Origin of the sequence: Phyllobacterium phragmitis (genome assembly GCF_002980495.1) — a bacterium.
Lineage (GTDB): Bacteria > Pseudomonadota > Alphaproteobacteria > Rhizobiales > Rhizobiaceae > Paramesorhizobium > Paramesorhizobium phragmitis.
The window spans coordinates 306,199-326,176 of sequence record NZ_PVBR01000005.1 but is presented as its reverse complement, the minus strand read 5'-3'; the positions used below and the strand labels follow the sequence as shown (position 1 = coordinate 326,176).

At 61.5% G+C, this 19,978-nt stretch carries 16 protein-coding genes; 6 read left to right on the top strand and 10 right to left on the bottom strand.

Annotated elements, in window-relative coordinates; all coding sequences use genetic code 11:
- The first annotated feature begins 368 nt into the window (after window positions 1-368).
- Window positions 369-2,678, top strand: a complete 2,310-nt coding sequence (locus tag C5748_RS09455) for a Tex family protein (RefSeq protein WP_105741670.1) — start codon at window positions 369-371, stop codon at window positions 2,676-2,678.
- A 253-nt stretch (window positions 2,679-2,931) separates the two neighbouring features.
- On the opposite strand, the gene C5748_RS09450 is transcribed toward C5748_RS09455, so the two are convergent.
- From C5748_RS09450 to C5748_RS09430, 5 genes are read right to left on the bottom strand one after another with little or no spacing between them, the layout of a single operon-like run.
- Window positions 2,932-3,669, bottom strand: coding sequence for a 5'/3'-nucleotidase SurE (locus C5748_RS09450; protein WP_105741669.1), 738 nt, complete (start codon window positions 3,667-3,669; stop codon window positions 2,932-2,934).
- Window position 3,670: 1 nt separating this feature from the next.
- On the bottom strand, window positions 3,671-4,831 hold the full coding sequence (locus C5748_RS09445) for an MBL fold metallo-hydrolase (RefSeq protein WP_342588351.1): 1,161 nt from the start codon (window positions 4,829-4,831) through the stop codon (window positions 3,671-3,673).
- A complete protein-coding gene (locus C5748_RS09440) occupies window positions 4,828-5,907 on the bottom strand; it encodes an ABC transporter ATP-binding protein (RefSeq protein WP_105741668.1) in 1,080 nt (359 codons plus the stop codon). The genes C5748_RS09445 and C5748_RS09440 overlap by 4 nt, the downstream gene beginning before the upstream one ends.
- Window positions 5,895-7,595, bottom strand: a complete 1,701-nt coding sequence (locus C5748_RS09435; RefSeq protein ID WP_105741667.1) for an ABC transporter permease — start codon at window positions 7,593-7,595, stop codon at window positions 5,895-5,897. Before C5748_RS09435 ends, C5748_RS09440 begins: the two co-directional genes overlap by 13 nt.
- Window positions 7,596-7,605: 10 nt before the next feature.
- Complete coding sequence (locus tag C5748_RS09430) at window positions 7,606-8,592, bottom strand: ABC transporter substrate-binding protein (RefSeq protein WP_105741666.1); 987 nt, start codon at window positions 8,590-8,592, stop codon at window positions 7,606-7,608.
- Between the two features lie 304 nt (window positions 8,593-8,896).
- Here C5748_RS09430 and C5748_RS09425 point away from each other — a divergent pair, with 304 nt between their 5' ends.
- A complete protein-coding gene (locus tag C5748_RS09425) occupies window positions 8,897-9,874 on the top strand; it encodes a sugar-binding transcriptional regulator (RefSeq protein WP_105741665.1) in 978 nt (325 codons plus the stop codon).
- Between the two features lie 368 nt (window positions 9,875-10,242).
- Here the strand turns inward: C5748_RS09425 and C5748_RS09420 are convergent, their stop codons facing one another.
- The 3 genes from C5748_RS09420 to C5748_RS09410 all read right to left on the bottom strand — a co-directional run bounded on the left by C5748_RS09420 (window position 10,243) and on the right by C5748_RS09410 (window position 12,996).
- Entirely contained in the window at window positions 10,243-10,608 is a 366-nt protein-coding gene (locus tag C5748_RS09420) for a hypothetical protein (RefSeq protein WP_105741664.1), read from the bottom strand.
- A gap of 65 nt (window positions 10,609-10,673) precedes the next feature.
- Window positions 10,674-11,957: an NAD(P)/FAD-dependent oxidoreductase gene (locus C5748_RS09415; RefSeq protein ID WP_105741663.1), complete on the bottom strand. Its 1,284-nt coding sequence runs from the start codon at window positions 11,955-11,957 to the stop codon at window positions 10,674-10,676.
- A gap of 106 nt (window positions 11,958-12,063) precedes the next feature.
- A complete protein-coding gene (locus C5748_RS09410) occupies window positions 12,064-12,996 on the bottom strand; it encodes a LysR family transcriptional regulator (protein WP_105741662.1) in 933 nt (310 codons plus the stop codon).
- A 186-nt stretch (window positions 12,997-13,182) separates the two neighbouring features.
- Between C5748_RS09410 and hglS the strand changes: the two genes are divergently transcribed.
- Window positions 13,183-14,577, top strand: a complete 1,395-nt coding sequence (gene hglS / locus C5748_RS09405) for a 2-oxoadipate dioxygenase/decarboxylase HglS (protein ID WP_105741709.1) — start codon at window positions 13,183-13,185, stop codon at window positions 14,575-14,577.
- A gap of 241 nt (window positions 14,578-14,818) precedes the next feature.
- Window positions 14,819-16,351 carry an L-piperidine-6-carboxylate dehydrogenase gene (gene amaB / locus C5748_RS09395; protein ID WP_105741661.1) on the top strand — a complete coding sequence of 511 codons (1,533 nt, stop codon included), beginning with the start codon at window positions 14,819-14,821 and terminating at the stop codon, window positions 16,349-16,351.
- Between the two features lie 24 nt (window positions 16,352-16,375).
- Here the strand turns inward: amaB and C5748_RS09390 are convergent, their stop codons facing one another.
- Complete coding sequence (locus C5748_RS09390; RefSeq protein ID WP_105741660.1) at window positions 16,376-17,083, bottom strand: XdhC family protein; 708 nt, start codon at window positions 17,081-17,083, stop codon at window positions 16,376-16,378.
- Window positions 17,083-17,421, bottom strand: a complete 339-nt coding sequence (locus C5748_RS09385) for an XdhC family protein (protein ID WP_105741659.1) — start codon at window positions 17,419-17,421, stop codon at window positions 17,083-17,085. The genes C5748_RS09390 and C5748_RS09385 overlap by 1 nt, the downstream gene beginning before the upstream one ends.
- A gap of 327 nt (window positions 17,422-17,748) precedes the next feature.
- Between C5748_RS09385 and C5748_RS09380 the strand changes: the two genes are divergently transcribed.
- Entirely contained in the window at window positions 17,749-19,068 is a 1,320-nt protein-coding gene (locus C5748_RS09380; RefSeq protein WP_199194748.1) for an NfeD family protein, read from the top strand.
- Between the two features lie 58 nt (window positions 19,069-19,126).
- Window positions 19,127-19,933, top strand: a complete 807-nt coding sequence (locus C5748_RS09375; protein ID WP_105741657.1) for a slipin family protein — start codon at window positions 19,127-19,129, stop codon at window positions 19,931-19,933.
- The last annotated feature ends 45 nt before the right edge of the window (window positions 19,934-19,978 follow it).

The following is a 19,978-nucleotide window of genomic DNA, read 5'->3' as shown; positions in this document are numbered from 1 at the left end:
CGAGGAAGTTCCTATCCGCGTCGCTCAGAACGACGACATCCGCTTGCCTGCCGACCATCAATCAAACTCCTGCTCCTTAGGACAGAAGCCCAACAAAATGATGCCTACTTTCGTTCCATGTGACTAGCTTGAAGCAGTTCCCCCTGGCCGTCATTCTCGGGCTTGTCCCGAGAATCTGCTGCGCTATCAGAACGGCAATTGCTTTTCTTTTTTTGTCGGCAGATTCTCGGGACAAGCCCGAGAATGACGGCGGGGGCGGCGTCCTGCCAATGCTTTCCCTGTGGAATATCCAAATGAGCGTCTCGCCTTGATTGCGCCCATGAGCCATCCGACTATGCTCGCCGTCCCTTCACCAGCACGAGACCGACATGCTCGACGACATCAAGCGCCTCGCCCCGATCATTGCAGCCGAAATCAATGCGCGTCCCGATCAGGCCGCTGCCGCGATCACACTGCTTGACGAGGGATCGACCGTCCCCTTCGTCGCGCGCTACCGCAAGGAGGCGACCGGCGGGCTTGACGACACGCAATTGCGCCTGCTCGCCGAGCGCCTCTCCTATCTGCGCGAGCTCGAGGCGCGGCGCACAACAATCGTCGAATCCATCCGCTCGCAGGGCAAGCTGACGCCGGAACTGCTGGCAAAGCTTGGCGCTGTCGGCACCAAGGCGGAGCTTGAGGATATCTACCTGCCCTACAAGCCGAAGCGCCGCACCCGCGCCGAGATCGCGCGTGAACGCGGGCTTGGACCGCTGGCCGAGACGATCCTCGCCGACCGCCGCATCGTTCCCACTGAGCTGGCCGCATCCTACATCACCGATGACGTGCCTGATGTAAAAACGGCGCTCGAAGGCGCGCGCGACATCATCGCCGAAGGCTTCGCCGAAAACGCCGATCTCATCGGACGGCTGCGCAATCATCTCAAGGATCGCGCCTTCCTGCGTTCGCGCGTCGTGGACGGAAAGCAGGAGGCGGGCGCGAAATTCTCCGATTATTTCGACCATGCCGAGCGCTGGGCCACGGTGGCGGGCCACCGCGCACTCGCCATGCTGCGTGGCCGCAACGAGGATTTCCTGTCGCTGGAAATCGAAGTCGATGCGGACGATACCTCCCCGGTCAAACCGGTGCATCGGATGATCGCCGCCGCCTATTCCATCGGCGCAACCCTGCCTGGCGACCGCTGGCTAATGGAAGTCGCCGGCTGGACATGGCGGGTGAAACTGTCGCTCCACCTCTCGCTCGACCTGATGCGCGAATTGCGCGAGCGCGCCGAGGAAGAGGCGATCCACGTCTTCGCCCGCAATCTGAAGGATTTGCTCCTTGCAGCCCCCGCCGGATCGCGCGCCACCATGGGCCTCGACCCCGGCATCCGCACCGGCGTCAAGGTGGCGATAGTTGATGGCACCGGCAAGCTACTCGACACCGCCACCGTCTATCCCTTCCAGCCGAGGAACGATGTGCGCGGCGCGCAAGCCGAAATCGCCAGCCTCATAGCCAAGCACAAGATCGAGCTCATCGCCATCGGCAACGGCACGGGCAGCCGCGAAACGGAACGCCTCGTCGCCGACATGCTGGCCGACATGCCCGCGCCCAAGCCGCTCAAGGTCATCGTCTCGGAAGCCGGCGCTTCGGTCTATTCCGCATCGGAAGCCGCAGCCATGGAATTCCCCGGCCTCGATGTTTCATTGCGCGGCGCGGTCTCGATCGCCCGCCGCCTGCAGGACCCGCTGGCGGAACTGGTCAAGATCGACCCCAAATCGATCGGCGTCGGGCAGTACCAGCACGATGTCGACCAGTCCCGACTCGCCCGCTCGCTGGATGCGGTGGTCGAGGATGCGGTGAATGCCGTCGGCGTCGATCTGAACACGGCTTCCGCATCGCTGCTCGCCCGCGTCTCCGGGCTGGGCCAGTCGCTGGCAGACGCGATCATCGCCCACCGCGACCAGACCGGCCCATTCAAGAGCCGCAAGGAACTGTTGAAAGTGGCGCGCCTCGGCAACCGTACGTTTGAGCAATGCGCCGGCTTCCTGCGCATTCCGGACGGCGCGGAACCGCTCGACTCGTCTGCCGTCCACCCGGAAGCCTATGGCGTCGCCAAGAAAATCGTCGCCGCCTGCGGGCGCGATGTGCGCGCGCTGATGGCCGACGGCGCGGCCCTGAAGGCACTCGACCCGCGCGTCTTCGTCGATGAGCGCTTCGGCCTGCCGACCGTCCGCGACATCATCGCCGAGCTGGAAAAGCCCGGACGCGACCCGCGACCCGGCTTCAAGACCGCGACTTTTGCCGATGGCGTTGACGACATCAAGGATTTGAAACCCGGCATGATGCTCGAAGGCACGGTGACCAACGTCGCCGCCTTCGGCGCCTTCGTCGATATCGGCGTGCATCAGGACGGCCTCGTCCACGTCTCGCAACTCGCCGACAAATTCGTGAAGGACCCGCACGAAGTGGTGAAGGCGGGCGATGTGGTCAAAGTCCGGGTCGTGGAGGTCGATATCCCCCGCAAGCGCATCGCCTTGACCATGCGCAAGGACGGCGAAGCGCCAATGCCACGCGGCAACAATCAAGCCGAGCGCCAGCCGAAAAACGCACCCCGCTCCTTCAGCCAGAAGCCTCAGGAAAAGCCGGCGCAACAAGGCGCCTTCGGCGCAGCCCTCGCCGATGCAATGCGGCGGAAATGAACGGGAAAAGGGGAACGCTGGGGGTTGTGTCACCGTCGAGGAATGGATCCCAGTGACAAGCACTGGGATGACGAAAATGGAGATGTTTCCGCCATCTTGAGAGCCGGTCTGCAGACGGAAAAGCTGATAATTCGATCTCCGGCAGCTAAACTACCGTCATCCCAGTGCTTGTCACTGGGATCCATTCCTCAACCTCTCCGCTACTCAACGGCGGGCCGACGCGTAACCCGACACTCTCATCAAAATAGAACCGCTACAACAACTCCAACAATTTCTGCTTCAGCGGCGTTTCGCCAAACCAGTTCAACCGGTTGATGCAGATATTGCCCTGGTCGATGAGATCGTTCTCGTCGCCTGATGTGCTGGCATGCGCCCGTCCGCGCGGCACGATCAGCACCGTCTTGTCCGCCTCCTCGGAGAGGACCTGAGCCACGGTGCCGATCTTATCACGGCCGATCCGGGGCTGGCGCACCGGCGCCGGCAGCGAGACGGGAAGGTTGACGCTCAGCCAATGGCCGTCGCGTAGCCATGTCTCCCGTGTTTTCCATAGATCGCGAACAAAACGCGCCAGAAAATCCGCATCGTTCGGAGACAAATCAGGATTCTTGACCCGTGAAAAGCCAATGGCGGGGATACCCCAGAACGTCGCTTCGCGGGCAATACCGAGCGTGCCGGAATAGGCGAGATCCTCCGCCGTGTTTCGCCCGTCATTGATGCCGGAGAGGACCAGATCGGGCTTCGTCCCGTCCTTGAAGAGCCATGTCATTGATGTGACCACGCAATCGGCCGGCGTGCCGGAACAGGAATAGCGGTTGTCGCCCAGATGCTGTATGGTGAGTGGCCTGCCGATGGTGATCGAAGCGCTTGCCGCCGTACGCTTGCCATCCGGCGCGACCACCCGGACATCATCCGAAAGCCGTCGGGCAACCTCTTCGAGGAGTTTTAATCCCGGCGCATCGATGCCGTCGTCGTTGCAGACAAGAATTCGCATATTAATCGTCTTTCAAATCAATGAAATCGCCGGTTATAAGGTCGGTCCGCAGCCGGGGCAGATACGGGCGCAACTCGTCAAGTGCATCGAGCGCACAGGAATGGCCAAGCACCGGCGGTTTTCCAGCATCACTCCAGATATCGACGAGACCTGATAATGTCGGGTGCGTCGGCAGCCTGATCCAGTCCGCGCGGCCCTGGCTGTAGAGCGCATGACCGGGCGTTCCCTCCGGAAGATGCCCGGTCAGCAGGATCGGATAATTTTGAGCATAGGCTAGCGGAATAACCGTAGCCGACGGACCGGCCCGCCCCATGCCGTCATCGGTGAGAAGCGGACAAGAAGGAAGCGGCTCGCCCTCGCGCCAGTCCTCCGCTTGCTGGAGGCGCTGGCGAAGCAGACTGACAGCACCGAGAAGCAGCATATCCGGCGCAAGCTGCGCTTCAAGCGCCGCGCGCATTCCGGCATGGATGGCGAAGCACCCCGGCATGATCGCCATCAATTCCAGCGAGCGCCCGGACAAAGGCGTCGGCAGAAGGCAGCCATCGGGATGCATCTCAATCCATTCTTGGATTGCAGCAGCGCGCTCCTTGCCCGATACGGGATCGGCACCATAAGAGGCATCGAGGACGAGCAGATCGCATCGCGGCAGCGGGTCCATGACGAAGACATTGCTATCCGGCACTACATCCGCCGAATAGACGACGCGCCGGCCCTCCGCCTCGGCTGCAAACCAGACGCCGCCTGCGACATGGCCGGAGCGGCCCGTCGCGATCTTCAATCCGCCGAGATCGATAACATCTCCCGGCGCGAATATCTCCACCGCGCTGGCCGCGAGCGGAAACGCGTCGAGATGTTCCCTCTCGCCATAATGAGCAAGCGTCTCAGGGCTTTCAGCAAACGTTTCCGCCGTCATGAAGATACGCCCCCGGAAGCCGCGTGACAGAAGCCAGCTTAAGCCCCCGACATGATCCTCATGTGCGTGCGAGACGAACAGCGCATCCAGCGCCCGAATGGCCGCATCATCGATGAGGGGATAATAATCCCGGCCAGTCGCGCCAACCTTGATCCCCGCATCGAGCAGGATATGTCGCTCGCCGGCTTCAATGCCGATGCTGGTACGGCCCTTCTCGCCGAAGCCGCCATGCAGCCCGATGCGGATCAATGCCCGGCTCCTTCAGCCTGAGGAATAACCCAGCCGGTCCTGATGGCAAGCCGCGTTTCCGCCCCCTCCTCAAGCCTCGCCGGATCGGGCAGGTCGAAATGCAGATCGATATCCGGTCGTTCCACCGGGAAAGCCTCGATGCGCGAGCCGCCGCCGCGATAGATGGAACGCTTGACGCGTATGGCGATGCCGCCGGTCTCCACCACATCGAGATCATCGGCCCGAACGCAGACCTTTGCATCATTGCGGGCGATTTCATCAGGACGGCAGCGCAACACCGCTTCCTGCCCCAATATCCGCACCTGGCAAAAGCCTTCCCGCGCGCCCGACAGGATCTCGGCGGGCAGCACCATGCCCTGCGCGATGAAGGAGGCGACCATCTCGTTCGCCGGCTCTTCATAGAGCGTGCGCGGCGTGGCGAATTGCGCCAGCCTGCCATGGTCGAGCACGGCGATCCGGTCGGCCAGCGCCATCGCCTCGGCCTGATCATGGGTGATGTAGATGATGGTGGTTCCCGTACGCTTGTGGAATGCGGCGAACTCATCCTCCATCGAGGCGCGCAAGTGCACGTCGAGATTGGCGAGCGGTTCATCGAAAAGCACCAGCGACGGCGCGGCGACGAGGCACCGCGCCAGCGCCACGCGCTGCCGCTGCCCGCCCGAAAGATTGGCCGGACGCCGCTCGCCAAAGCCCTGCAAGTTCACGAGCGCCAGCGCCTCCTCGATCCGCTTCTCGCGTGTTGCCCTGTCGACCTTCGCCACCTTGAGGCTGTAGCCGACATTTTCCGCCACATTCATATGCGGCCATAGCGCATAGTTCTGGAAGACGATCCCGACCTTGCGGTTTTCGGGCGGCACGTTTGCGCGCCCCCCGGACATCATTTTGCCGCCGATGACGATCTCGCCCTTGTCGAGTTGCTCGAAGCCGGCAACCAGCCGCAGAAGCGTGGTCTTGCCGCAGCCCGAGGGGCCGAGCACGGCGACGAATTCGCCGTCCGCTATATCGAGCGTCACATCCGACAGTGCCGCGAAGTCCGAGAAGTGCTTGGTGACGTTGTTGATTTTCAATCCCGCCATGGGAGAACTCCGCTGGGAAGATGCCGCGAGAACATATTGGTGGTGAGCATCAAAATGAAGGTGATGGCGACGACCAGCACCGAGATGGCCGCCGCATAGGAGGAATCCCCGCCCTGCTCGAAGGAGAAGATCACCACGCCGATGGTCTCCGATCCCGACGCCCAGAGCAATGCCGATACGGTCAGCTCGGAAAACGCCGTCATGAAGATCAGCACGCCGCCGGCAAGTGTCGCAGGCGCAACCAGCGGGAAGATGATGGTGCGCATCCGCCGCATCAGGCCTGCGCCCGCCACCTGCGCCGCCTCCTCCAGCGCCCGGTCGATCTGGTGCAGTCCGGTGATGGTGGGCCTGAGCGCCAGCACCAGGAAGCGGGCGAGATAGGCATAGAGAATGATCCAGATCGTATTGTAGATCTGCAGGCCGACCACCGGCATAGGCTTCAAAAACAGAAGCAGCGAGGCGATGGCGAGCACCACGCCGGGCAGCGCATAGGGAAGTTCCGCCGAAAGATTGAGAAACTTCGTCCACCAGCGTTTCCGCCATGTGATGAGATAACCGAGCGGCACGGCCAGCAGCACGGCAAAGGCTGCGGCGGCGAGCGCAAGGCCGATGCTGTTGGCGAAGGCGCGGCTGGCCGAGCCATGCTCGAACAGGATGAACTTGAAATTAGCGAGCGTCGCTGTCTGGACGTTGAGCGGCACGCCATAGGCCGGCACCAGCGCCGTCAGCAGAAGGCCGAGCAGCGGCAGCACCAGCATCAGCAGGATCAAAAGCCAGATGAGCACCTCGACCATGATCCGCGCGCGCCCGAGCGCGAAGGGAGCCGCCGGTAGCGAGGTGGAAACGATGCGGTAGTCACGGCGGCGCGCGGCATAATCCTGCGCGAATATCCCCGCCATGGCGATGATACCGATCAGCATGGAAAGCACCGCGACTTCCGATAGGGCCGACGGCCCGGCTCCGGCAAGCCGCTGATAGATCAGGGTTGGCAGGACGAGATAGTTCGCCGGAATGCCGAGAAAGGCGGGGATGCCGAAATTACCGACGCAGGAGACGAAGGCCAGCGCCGTCGCCCCGATGATAGACGGCGTCATCAGCGGCAGGATGATGGTGCGCAACACCATCCATTTGCCGGCGCCGCTGCTCAAACCCGCCTCGACCAGCTCACGCGGCAGCTTGCGCAGGCCGGCGCGGACGATGAGGAAAACCAGCGGCGCATATTGCACGCCGAGCAGCAGGATGATGCCCTCGGTCGAATAGAGCGGATTGGGGCTGCCCAGCGGGGGCGCAAGGCCTATCAGCTTGAGAAACGGGCTCGCCGGCCCGAACAGTTGCAGCCACGCCAGCGCCGTCACCTGCGGCGCGATAAGCAATGGCGCGACGAAGAGCAGGACGAAGGCGCTGCGCAGCCGGATATCGGTAAGGCTGACCAGAAGCGCCACGGACGTTCCGAGAATGACGGCGAGCAGCGTGCCGCCGATGCCGACCTGGAGCGAGTGCCATGTCGCGATCCATGTGGCGGAACTGGAAAGTGCGGATTGCAGCGCAATGGTCGAAAACCTGCCCTGCGGGGCGATGATCTCGAGACTCAAGCGAAACATCGGCAGGATGGAGAGTGCGGCGACCACGACCGCCACCGTCGCGATCAGGGCCGCATCATGGCCCTGATGCCTTTTGGAATTGGGCATTCTGTTGATCCTACCCGCCGAACAGTTCCGAGAAACGCTTCTTGTCGGCATCGGTCTGCTGCAGAACCTTCTGCGTGTCGATCGACATGATCTTCACTTGTGTCCCTTCAGGCAGCCAGGCAGGACGCCCGACGGACGCCTTGGCCGGAAGATAGCCCTGTTCGAGCGCCAGCTTCTGGCCGTCGTCCGATAGAATGAAGTCGACGAACTTTTCAGCCCCGGCGGCATTCTTGGCCGTCGCCATGATGGCGACCGGTTCGGTCACGGCAGGAACGCCCTCTGGCGGGAACACGAACTCGACTGGCGAGCCCTTGGCCTTGGCGTTGAGCGCCATGAAATCGACGAGGATGCCATAAGGCTTCTCACCGCTGGCAACCGATTTCAGCACCGCGCCATTGCCGCGCACGCTGACCAGTTCATTCTCCTTCAGTTTATCGAAATAGTTCCAGCCAAGCTCTGGATTGAGCGCGAAGCCCGAGAGAAGATAGGCCGCCGCGCCTGAATAAAGCGGGCTCGGCATGACGATCTGGCCCTTGTAAGCCGGCTTGGCGAGATCGGCCCAATGCTTGGGCTTTTCGGCAGCGGCGGAGTTATAGGCGATGCCGGTCGTGATCAGCTTGCTGCCGAAATAGGTCTTTTCGGAATCGTAGGAATCGGCTGGAAAACCATCGACATTGGCTTTCTCGTAAGCGCGCAGGCGCTTGTCCTTCTTCAAGCCCTCCATCGACACCGCATCGGCGATGAGGAGAACATCCGGCTGCGGTGCGCCGGCGGCGAATTCCGCCGCAAGCTTGCTCAGAATATCGCTGGTGCCGGAGCGATAGACCTGCACGTCGATATCAGGGTTGACCTTGCGGAAGGCCTCGACGGTCTTCGCCGCATCGGCTTCCGGCTGCGATGTATAGAGCGTCAACGTTTCGGCATGGGCAACGCCGATAGTGAGCGATGCGGCAAGCGCCACGGGGATGGCGAACATCCCTTTGAGAATGTTTTTCATGCTGTTTCCTCCCAAGCGGCTTTTTGGCTTTTCCTGTCTTTTATATCGAGGCGAAACCCGATCCTCCATCGGCCTCGCCAAGACATGGGCGCTTTTTTCTGCTACGGATTTATCATTCATGTTCATTTGTCACCTGTCAAACACATTTGAACAAAATTCTTGCGGACGTGCCAATACCCGCTTGCCATTCCCATAGGCACGGAAAGCGAGTGGACATAGATCAATTATGAGAAATGCGATTCAGTTATATGACAGTCGCAAACTTATTTTAGTTAGTGATATGTGGGAGAAAAAAGGAGCAGGCATGGAGAGGAAAAATCAACGGGCCGAAGGGGCGCCCCTGCCCATGGTCTCCTCCAATCTCAAGATCAAGACGGCCTGGCTCTATTATGTCGAGGGGATGACGCAGGAGCAGATCGCCGAGATGCTTGGGGTCAGCCGGGTAAAGGTGATGCGCACGCTCGCCGCCTGCACCGAGGAAGGCATCGTCGTCACCACCATCAACCGGCAAACGGCGGCCCAGATCGCGCTCGAACGGGCGCTTGAAAGCCGCTGGGGCCTCTCCGCCGCAGTCGTCGTCCCGACACCTTCAAGCGAGGAACATCTGGAAACTGCGATCGGCCATGCGGTCGCCAAATATCTGGGCGAGCAGATGGCCAACGGCCTGACGCTCGCCATCGGCGGCGGAGCGACACTTTATGCCAGCCTGAAATTCATCGAGCGCCGCACGCTCGAAAACGCGTCCGTCGTCGCCCTGGTCGGCAGCCTGCCGCACACGCGCTGGATCAATCCGTCCATCGTCGCGGCAAAAGTTGCGGAGATATTCGGCATAGACAGCTATCAGATAACAGCGCCGGTCATTGTCGATGATCCCAAATTGCGCGAAGCACTTTGGGCGCAGCCGACACTCAAGGAAATCAGGGACAAAGCCGCCAGGGCCGATATCGCACTTCTGACTGTCGGCGGCCTGTCGCCGAAAGCCACGGTCTTCCGCCATGGCATCGTCTCATCCGACCTGATCAAACCGCTGAAGGCGAAAGGCGCGGTCGCCAACATCCTCTGCCACTTCGTCGATGCCGAAGGCAGGCTGGTGGATCACCCCGTCAACAGACAGGTAATGGCGATTGATCTGGATATCGTCGCACGCATTCCCAACGTCGTCATCGCGGCCGGAGGAACGGATAAGGTCGAGGCCATCCGTGCAGCGCTCAAGGTGGTCTCCGCAAGCGTCCTCATCACCGACAGCGAAACGGCGAAGGCCCTGACGGTAGAAACCGATTAACGTCGAAAGCGGTTCTCATTTTAGAGCGGTTCCTGTTTTGATGGAATCGTCTAGCCTTACACCATTCTGCACCGCCGGAACTGTGGAGATGGCGAGACATGGATTCCTGTGACGAGCACAGGCCCGGGCACAGGAATGACGGCAGTTTAGTTATTGGCGGTCAATTGCAGGCGTTTCCGCCCGCAGAACGGTTGCTTATAGGGGCGAAAACGTCTCATTTCCGTCATTCCTGTGCCCGGGCCTGTGCTTGTCACAGGAATCCTGTGCCTCGCCGATGCCGCTGTTGCTACGGTTGGAATAGGGTGTTCGCCACCGTCAAGTTTGAGGAACGCCTGAACGCATCGCTTCCGTCTGAAAAGTGAAGGCTCTTAAAGAACGCCGCGGCTGCGCAGGAAATCGAGAAGCCCGATATGCGTATGCTTCTCGAATTCAGCCGCTGCTTCGGCAAACCGCTTACGCTGGTTGATGAGCATCCGGAAGACCTGCTTCATCTCGGATGAAACACCGAAGCGTTCCCAGCGTTCCGCGACATGTGCCGGGAGCTCGAGATCACTGCAGAACTCGGCGATGTCGCGATAGCCCAGTTCAGTCAGACTCTGCCTGACCTCCGCAGCCGACATCCGTTCCTCGACGGCATGATCATGCAGGCGCTGTGCTACGAGGCGCAGATCGGACGGCGCGGAATCCATGACACGGTTGAGGATCGAGCGGACGTCGGAAGGAAAATCGGGCATGGCGCGCTCCTGAAGGGACTGACCTGAACTTGTGCGAGTATACCGTCAGCGCATGACGCAGACAATCAAATGATCGTGCCAGCCAGATGCGCAAGCTGGGAACCCGCCTCGTAACAGGCTTCGCGCAACGTGCGAAACGTCTGTTCCTGCGGATCGGTGATAGGAAGCGGCAGATCGGCCTCACTGAGCTCCCCACTGATATGGCGCGCCAGCACCTGGCCGAACACCGTGCCCGGCGCGATGCCGCGCCCATTATAGCCGCTGAAGCCGATGACATTCGGCGCGAGGCGATGGAATTTTGGCAGGCTGTCGCTGGTCATGCCGATCTTGCCGTACCATCCCGCCTCGAACTCCACATCGCCGATATCGGGAAAGATGCGGGCAAGCGCCCGCTTTGCCCAGATGCGGTGCACCGCCGTCCCGGTGCCACGCAGTGCGCCGACGCTTCCGAAAACGAGCCTGCCTTGGCTGTCGAAACGGAAGGAGGAAAGAATCTCCTTCGTATCCCATGCACCCTGACGCTCCGGCAGGATGAACGCACGCAGATTTTCCGAAAGCGGCGCGGTGGCAAAGTTGAAATAGGGAAGATGCAGCAGTTCGGCGCGCACCTGCGGCCAAGGCGCCTTGGTATAGGCATTGGTGGCGACGACGATCCAGTCCGCCGAAACCGAGCCCCTTGATGTCTGCACCGACCAGCGCTGTCCGCTGCGCTCAGCCGACACGACGGGACTGCCGGTGAAAATATCCGCACCCGCTTCGATCGCCGCACGGGCGAGCCCCCTGACATAGGCGAGCGGCTGGATGGTTCCGGCGCGAAGATCGAGAAGCGACGCGGCATAAACCGTCGAGCCGACCTTTTTGGCCGTCTCATCCGCGTCTAGCAGGTGCACCGGCGCGCCGCGCTTCGCCCATTGTCCGGCACGCTGTTCGAGTTCTCTCACACCTGCCGCGCCGACGCCGCAATGCAACGTGCCGGAGCGCACCGCCTCGCATTCGATCTTATGTTTCCCGATCAGATCGAAGACGAGATCGGGCGCGTTGCCCAGGAGCTTGAGCAGCCGGTCGCCATAATCCTCGCCCAGCACGCCGGGCAGATCGTCCGGCATCACCCACATGCCGGCATTGACCAGGCCGACATTGCGCCCCGAGCCGCCGAAGCCGATTTCGACCGCTTCGAGCACCACCACCTTCGCGCCCTTTTGGGCCAGATGCAGCGCGCTCGATAAGCCCGTGAATCCACCGCCCACGATAACGACATCGGCATTGAGATCACCCGGCAACGATGCCGTTTGCGGCGCGGCGGGCGCCATATTTTCCCAAAGACCGTGAGAACGGGGATCGTCGAGCATCGGGATCGCTTTTCGCAACGGATTGCTCCACCGGCCGGGACGGCAGCGGGGAGAGGCAATTTCTATCCATAAACCACTTCCGAAGAAGCGCTATTTGCTCAACAGATCATTCCCCGCCGGAATGAACCAACAGCTGATAGTCGCTCTTGCCTACCTGACCAGCAATCCAGCTGCAGAAGGTCTGCGTCAGCGGATTTTCGTGCTTCCCCTCAGGCACCACCAGATAATAGTCGTTCTCTGTCTTGAGCGGCTGATCGAAAATGATCACCAGGCGCTTTTCCCGCAGTTCCTGCTCGATGAGATAGAGTGGCAGAAGGGCAAAGCCCAGCCCGGCGATGGCCGCCTCGATCACCATCGAGAACTGGTCGAAGCGGTGGCCGCGATAGGCCGATCGCGCTTCGATGCCGCATCCCTCGAACCACTGCGCCCAGATCTTCGGCCGCGTCGCCAGATGTAAAAGCGGCTCGTCCTCGAGCGCAGCGGGCCCGTCGATCGGGTGGTCACCCAGGAATGATGGGCTCGCCACCGGAACGATCATCTCGCTGCAGAGATAGTTGCAGGTGGCATGCGCCCACACCGGCTGGCCGTAATGGATGGCGAGATCAAAGGGTTGCTCGTTGAAATCGAACACAGCCGAACGCGAGGCGATGTTAAGCGCCACACCCGGATGGAGATTCAGAAAATCCGGCAGGCGCGGCATCAGCCAGCGACTGCCGAAGGTCGGCAGCGTGGCGATCGAGAGCGAGGACGCCGATTGCGCCGCGGCCATGGCGCGCAGCATCGTATCCTCGGTCTGATTGAGCAGGCGGCGCACCTCGGGCAGAAATTTGCGTCCGGCATCGGAGAGCAATATGCGTTGGCGGATGCGCTCGAAGAGCAGCACGCCGAGTTGACCCTCCAGATCCTTGATCTGTCGGCTGACAGCGCTCTGCGTCAGGTTCAATTCATGCGCGGCCTGGGTGAAGCTGCTGTGCCGCGCCGCGCATTCGAAGGCCTGCAGCGTGGCGATATCCGGGATGAGCCTGCGGCTAAGTTTCATTCCTGCCTCGCATCAACATAGTTGCAACAATCGCAATCGCACCACAAGACATACGGATATGATCCGCTTTCTGCATGATATAGAGCATGCCCCCGAAAAGTTGCAGACTTTTCGGAGCAGGGCATGCGGCTAAACAAACAGCACGCTCTCAGAGCCTGCTTCATCCATAATGCGAGGCGTTCGACGATGAAAGAAGAGAGTTTCGTTTCTGCCGACGACATCAGATCGGCATTCTCTGCGGCCATGTCCGCCATGTACCGCAAGGAAGTGCCAGCCTACGGCACGCTGCTTGAACTGGTGGCCGACATCAACAAGGCGACGCTCGACGCCGCGCCGCAATTGCGCGAACGGCTGGAGCAGACGGATTCGCTCGACCGCATTTCCGAGGAGCGCCATGGCGCCATCCGCCTCGGCACGGCGGAGGAACTTAGCTTGATGCGCCGCGTCTTCGCGGTGATGGGCATGTTCCCGGTCGGCTATTACGATCTGAGCTCCGCCGGCGTTCCGGTCCATTCCACCGCCTTCCGCCCGGTTGGCGATGCGGCGCTGAAGCGCAATCCGTTCCGCGTTTTCACCTCGCTCCTGCGGCTCGATCTCATCGCCGACGAAAGCCTCCGCGAGGAGGCGCTACGCACGCTTGCCGCCCGCCGGATTTTCACATCAGGCGCCATCGCCCTCGTCGAGAAGGCGGAGGCAGAGGGCGGGCTTGGTACGCAGGATGCTACCCAATTCGTTGCCGAAGTGCTGGAAACCTTCCGCTGGCATGATCATGCCAATGTCAACGCCGAACTCTACCACCGCCTGCACGACGCCCATCGTCTCATCGCCGATGTCGTATCGTTCAAGGGCCCGCATATCAACCATCTGACGCCGCGCACGCTCGATATCGACGCCGTGCAACGGCAAATGCCGGAGCGCGGCATTGCGCCGAAAGCCGTGGTCGAAGGCCCACCAACGCGCGAATGTCCGATCCTCCTGCGTCAGACCTCGTTCAAGGCCCTGGAGGAGCAGGTCTCCTTCATCGACGTGGATGGTACGTGGAAGCCGGGCTCGCACACGGCCCGCTTCGGCGAGATCGAACAGCGCGGCATTGCGCTCACGCCGAAGGGCCGCGCGCTTTACGACAGCCTGCTCGATGAGACCCGTAAAGCTGTCCGCCCGGCAGCCGACGGTTCGAATGCTTCCCGATATGAAAAGGCGCTTCAAGATGTCTTCCGCGCCTTCCCCGACGACTGGGCTGATATCCGCGCGCAAGGCCTTGGCTATTTCGCCTATTCGGTAGACGCAAAGGCGAAAAGCGTGCCCGAGACGGACGATCTGGAAACACTCATCGCAGCCGGCGCAATCCGCTTCGATCCGATCACCTACGAGGACTTCCTGCCGGTGAGCGCCGCCGGTATATTCCAGTCCAATCTGGGGGACGATCAGGCACAGGGATTTGTCGAAAGCCCGAACCAGAAGCGCTTCGAAAGCGACCTGGGCGCGAGCGTGCTGGATGAATTCGCGCACTATGCACGGATCGAGCGGGAATCGGCAGAAGCGGCGCTGCGGGCCGTGAAGGCGAGCGAACCGGCGGAATAAGCGGCGAATGGACGCGCCAAGTTACCCCCCTCTGCCTTGCCAGGCATCTCCCCCACAAGGGGGGAGATTAGGCCTTCATGAACGTTCGGCACCAATCGCAGGCGTTGCAGAATAGGCGTTAGGCGTTGTGTCAACCAATCTCCCCCCTTGTGGGGGAGATGCCTGGCAAGGCAGAGGGGGGTGAGATGAAGCGCGTTCCCCTCCAACCAGATAGAAAACCCAACCAACAAGAGACAAACCAATGAACGCCCCCACCCCCAAAACCGACGTAAAACACGAAACAGCCGCCCTTCTCGAAAAACTCGGCGTCGAGGCGTCAACCTACACCGCCGGAGACCTCGCCTCATTCACGCCGGTCACCGGCGAACAAATCGCCAGCCTCAAGACGCATTCCACGGCGGAAGCGGAACAGATCATCGCCAAGGCCGACGAGGCCTTCCGTCAATGGCGGCTGGTGCCCGCGCCCAAGCGCGGCGAGTTGGTGCGCCTGCTCGGCGAGGAATTGCGCCAATTCAAGAGCGAACTGGGCCGGCTCGTTTCCATCGAGGCGGGCAAGATCCCGTCCGAAGGACTGGGCGAAGTGCAGGAGATGATCGACATCTGTGATTTCGCCGTTGGCCTCTCGCGTCAGCTCTACGGTCTCACCATCGCCACGGAGCGGCCCGGCCACCGCATGATGGAAACCTGGCACCCGCTCGGCGTCGTCGGTGTCATCTCCGCCTTCAATTTCCCCGTCGCCGTCTGGTCGTGGAACGCAGCCCTCGCGTTGGTCTGCGGCAATGCCGTGGTGTGGAAGCCATCGGAAAAGTCACCGCTGACGGCACTTGCCTGCAACGCGATCTTCGCGCGTGCCGCGAAGCGTTTCGGCGACGCGCCGGAAGGCCTGTCACAGGTGCTGATCGGCGACCGCGCCATTGGCGAGGTGCTTGTCGATAGCCCGAAGGTGCCGCTCGTCTCGGCCACCGGATCGACCCGCATGGGCCGTGAAGTCGGCCCTCGCCTCGCCAGGCGCTTCGCCCGCTCGATCCTCGAACTCGGCGGCAACAATGCCGGTATCGTCTGCGCTAGCGCCGATCTCGACATGGCGCTACGCGCCATCGCCTTCGGCGCCATGGGCACGGCAGGGCAGCGCTGCACGACGCTGCGCCGCCTCTTCGTGCATGAAAGCGTCTATGACGCCTTGGTGCCCCGCCTGAAGAAGGCCTACACCAGCGTTTCCGTCGGCAGCCCGCTGGAGACATCTGCGCTGGTCGGCCCGCTGATCGACAAACCCGCTTTCGACAACATGCAAAAGGCGCTGAAGCAGGCAGCAGCCAATGGCGGCGACATCACCGGCGGCGAGCGCGTCGATACCGGCCACGCCGATGCCTATTACGTCAAGCCGGCTCTGGTCGAGATGCCGAAGCAGGTCGCGCCGGTGACGGAAGAGACGTTCGCGCCCATCCTCTATGTGATGAAGTACAGCGATTTCGATGAAGCGCTGCGTGATCACAACGCGGTCGGCGCCGGCCTTTCCTCTTCCATCTTCACGCTGGACCTGCAGGAAGCCGAGCGTTTTCTTGCAGCCGACGGGTCGGATTGCGGCATCGCCAATGTCAATATCGGCACGTCGGGCGCGGAAATCGGCGGCGCGTTCGGCGGCGAAAAGGAAACCGGCGGCGGACGCGAATCCGGCTCCGACGCCTGGAAAGCCTATATGCGCCGCGCCACCAACACCATCAACTATTCGAAGGCCCTGCCGCTGGCACAAGGCGTGTCGTTCGACATCGAATAAGATCAAAGAACCGGGAAAGCGTCATCACGCTTTCCCGGTTTTACCTTGTTCAGGACCGTGTTTACGCAGCGCCGAGATGACCTCTCCCAGCACGGCGACGGCGATTTCCGCCGGGCTGGCGGCGCCGATATCAAGACCGATCGGCGCGTGAATGCGGCCGATCTGCGCATCCGACAATCCCGTCGCTTTCAGCCTGCTAACGCGCGCCGCATGAGTCTTGCGGCTCCCGAGCGCACCCACATAGAAGCAATCGGCGAGGATTGCCTCCCGCAACGGATAATCGTCGATCTTCGGATCATGGGTGAGTGCGGCGACCGCAGTGAACGCATCGAGCGGACGCGCTTTCAAAACGTCTTCCGGCCATTCCGCATGAAACCGCACGTCGGGGAAACGCTCCTGCGTCGCAAAAGCCGTGCGCGGATCGATGATCTCCATGTCATATCCGGCAATCTCAGCCATCGGCGCCAGCGCCTGGCTGACATGCACCGCTCCGATCACCACCAGGCGCGGCGGCGGCAGATGGACATTGAGGAAGAACTTGCGCCCGCCCGTCTCCACTACGCGCGATTTCCCCGAACGGAATGCATCGCCTACGGCGGAGTCTAGCCCGCCCTCCACCGCATCACCGGGAGCGATCACGCGCTCTCGCCCCTCGCCCAAATCGGTGAGCAGCATCACCGCGCGGCGCGCATGGCGGGCGGCGTTAAGCGCTTTGAGACTGCCGAGATCCATCAGCCGACCCGTTCCACATAGACGCTGATCCGACCACCGCAGGAAAGCCCCACCCGCCATGCGGTCTCGTCGGCAACGCCGAATTCGAGAAGACGCGGCTTGCCATCGGCAATCACCTCCGTCGCTTCGGCAATGACCGAGCCCTCGACGCACCCGCCCGATACCGAGCCGTGGAAATTCCCCTCGCCGTCGATGACCAGATGACTGCCGACCGGGCGCGGTGCAGACCCCCAGGTTTCGATCACTGTGGCGATGGCGACCGTCCGTCCCGCCTCGGTCCATCGCTGCGCGACATCCACCGGCGCGGAAATATCATCGGGTGAAAAAGTGTCCTGCATGGTCGTTCTTCCGTAGAGCATCTGGTCCATTCCAGATGATCTAACGACATGAAATCCGCAACCGCAACCGAACTTCGCGTTACCTCATATTGAGAATGAACCGCAACCCGCCCTTCCGGCCAGATCTGTACGCCGGCCCCATACCGTGCTGCCGGTGGCGAAAAACCTGGCAATGGCCTAAGATGAGCCATGGATCTGGTGAGGAAGATTATCGGAAATTGGTCGGGATGCCGGCGTATCGGCCTTTCCCGTGCCGTTCTTTCCATTGCCGTGACATTGCTCGGCCTGCTCTTCTCGACATTGCCGAACGATGCGCAGGATCAGCCTATGGCAGGCCGTACCGCATTGGTCTTCCATCTTAGGGGGATCATTGGCCCTGCCGCATCCGACTACGTCACGCGCGGCCTGAAGATGGCGGCTGAGCGCAATGCGCCGCTCATCATCATTGAGATGGACACGCCCGGCGGCCTCGATACATCGATGCGCGACATCATCCGCGATATTCTCGCCTCGCCGGTGCCGGTCGCAACCTATGTCGCACCAAGCGGCGCGCGCGCGGCGAGCGCCGGCACCTATATCCTCTATGCCAGCCATATAGCGGCGATGGCGCCGGGCACCAATCTCGGCGCGGCGACGCCTGTCCAGATCGGCGGTGGCGGCATGCCGTTTCCAGGCGGCGACGAACAGCAGAAGGATCAGAACGCCGAAAAGAAGGGGGATGGCGAGGACACGGCCCAGCCGCGAAAGCCAGACAGTGCAATGGAAACCAAGGCGATCAACGATGCCGTCGCCTATATCCGCTCGCTCGCAGAATTGCGCGGGCGCAATATCGAATGGGCCGAAAAGGCGGTGCGCGAGGCGGCCAGCCTCTCCGCCAGTGCCGCACTGAAGGAACAGGTCATCGATATCGTCACACCAAGCCTGGATAACCTTCTCGTGCAGGCCAATGGCCGCACCGTGAACGCCGGAGGAAACCAGGTCACGCTCGATACCACGGGCATTGCGCTGGAGCATGTCGAACCGGACTGGCGCACGAGGCTCCTGACCGTCATCACCAATCCCAACGTCGCCTTGATCCTGATGATGATCGGGATATACGGGTTCATTTTCGAGTTCATGAATCCGGGCGCCCTTTTCCCCGGCACCATCGGCGCGATATGCCTTCTGGTCGGCCTTTACGCCCTCGCCGTTCTTCCCGTGAACCTTGCCGGCCTTGCCCTCATTCTTCTCGGTCTTGCGCTGATGGGCGCCGAAGCCTTCACGCCGTCCTTCGGCATCCTTGGTGTCGGCGGCGCCATCGCCTTCATATTCGGCGCCACAGTGTTGATCGACACGGACGTTCCGGGCTTCCGTCTTTCATGGCCCGTGATCGGCGGTGTCACCCTGACCAGCCTGGCCATTTCCATGCTGATCGTGCGCATGGCCATTTCCTCGCACAAACGTCCGGTGGTCACCGGCAGCGAGGAGATGATCGGTGCTCCCGGCGAGGTCTTGGACTGGCGCGGACAGTCCGGCCATGTCCTCACCCATGGCGAGCGCTGGAGTGCCGTCTCCGGCACCCCGTTGAGAAAGGGACAAAAGGTTCATGTGGCCGGCATTAAGGGTCTTGTCCTCAAGGTTGAACCTTACACGCCGGAAAACAGTTAGGCTCTCACCGGCAACCTGCTTATCCTAAATGCGTTTTGACCGATGGAGGGTCTTTCAAATGCTTAACAATATTACCTTTCTTGTTCCCATCATCATTATCCTGCTGGTCTTTCTGGCCGCGGCCATCAAGATCCTGCGGGAATATGACCGAGGCGTGGTATTTACGCTTGGCCGCTTTACCGGGGTAAAAGGCCCCGGCCTAATCATCCTGATCCCCTTCATCCAGCAGATGCTGCGCGTCGATCTCAGGACACTGGTGCTCGACGTGCCGAGCCAGGACGTGATCTCGAAGGACAATGTCTCCGTGCGCGTCAATGCGGTGCTCTATTTCCGCGTCATCGACCCTGAACGCGCGACGATCCAGGTCGAGGATTTCATGATGGCGACGAGCCAGCTCGCTCAGACGACATTGCGCTCGGTGCTCGGCAAGCACGATCTCGACGAGATGCTGGCCGAACGCGACAAGCTGAACAATGATATTCAGGAAATCCTCGATGCCCAGACGGATGCATGGGGCATCAAGGTCGCCAATGTCGAGATCAAGCATGTCGATATCAACGAATCTATGGTCCGCGCCATCGCCCGCCAGGCCGAGGCGGAACGCGAACGCCGCGCCAAGGTCATCAATGCCGAGGGCGAGGAGCAGGCGGCGCAGAAACTGCTGGAAGCCGCCAATATCCTGAGCCAGCGGCCGGAAGCGATGCAGCTGCGCTATCTCAGCACGCTGAACATCATCGCCGGAGAGAAAAATTCGACCATCGTCTTCCCCTTCCCGATGGAGCTTAGCGACTTTTTCAAGTCAGCCGCGGCAGCCACGTCCCCAACCAGACCTTCAGCCAGGTCCGCAGCCAAACCCAGTAAATAGATTTTCACGACCATGGGCTCCACAGTCAGGTGCAACCCTGGTGCA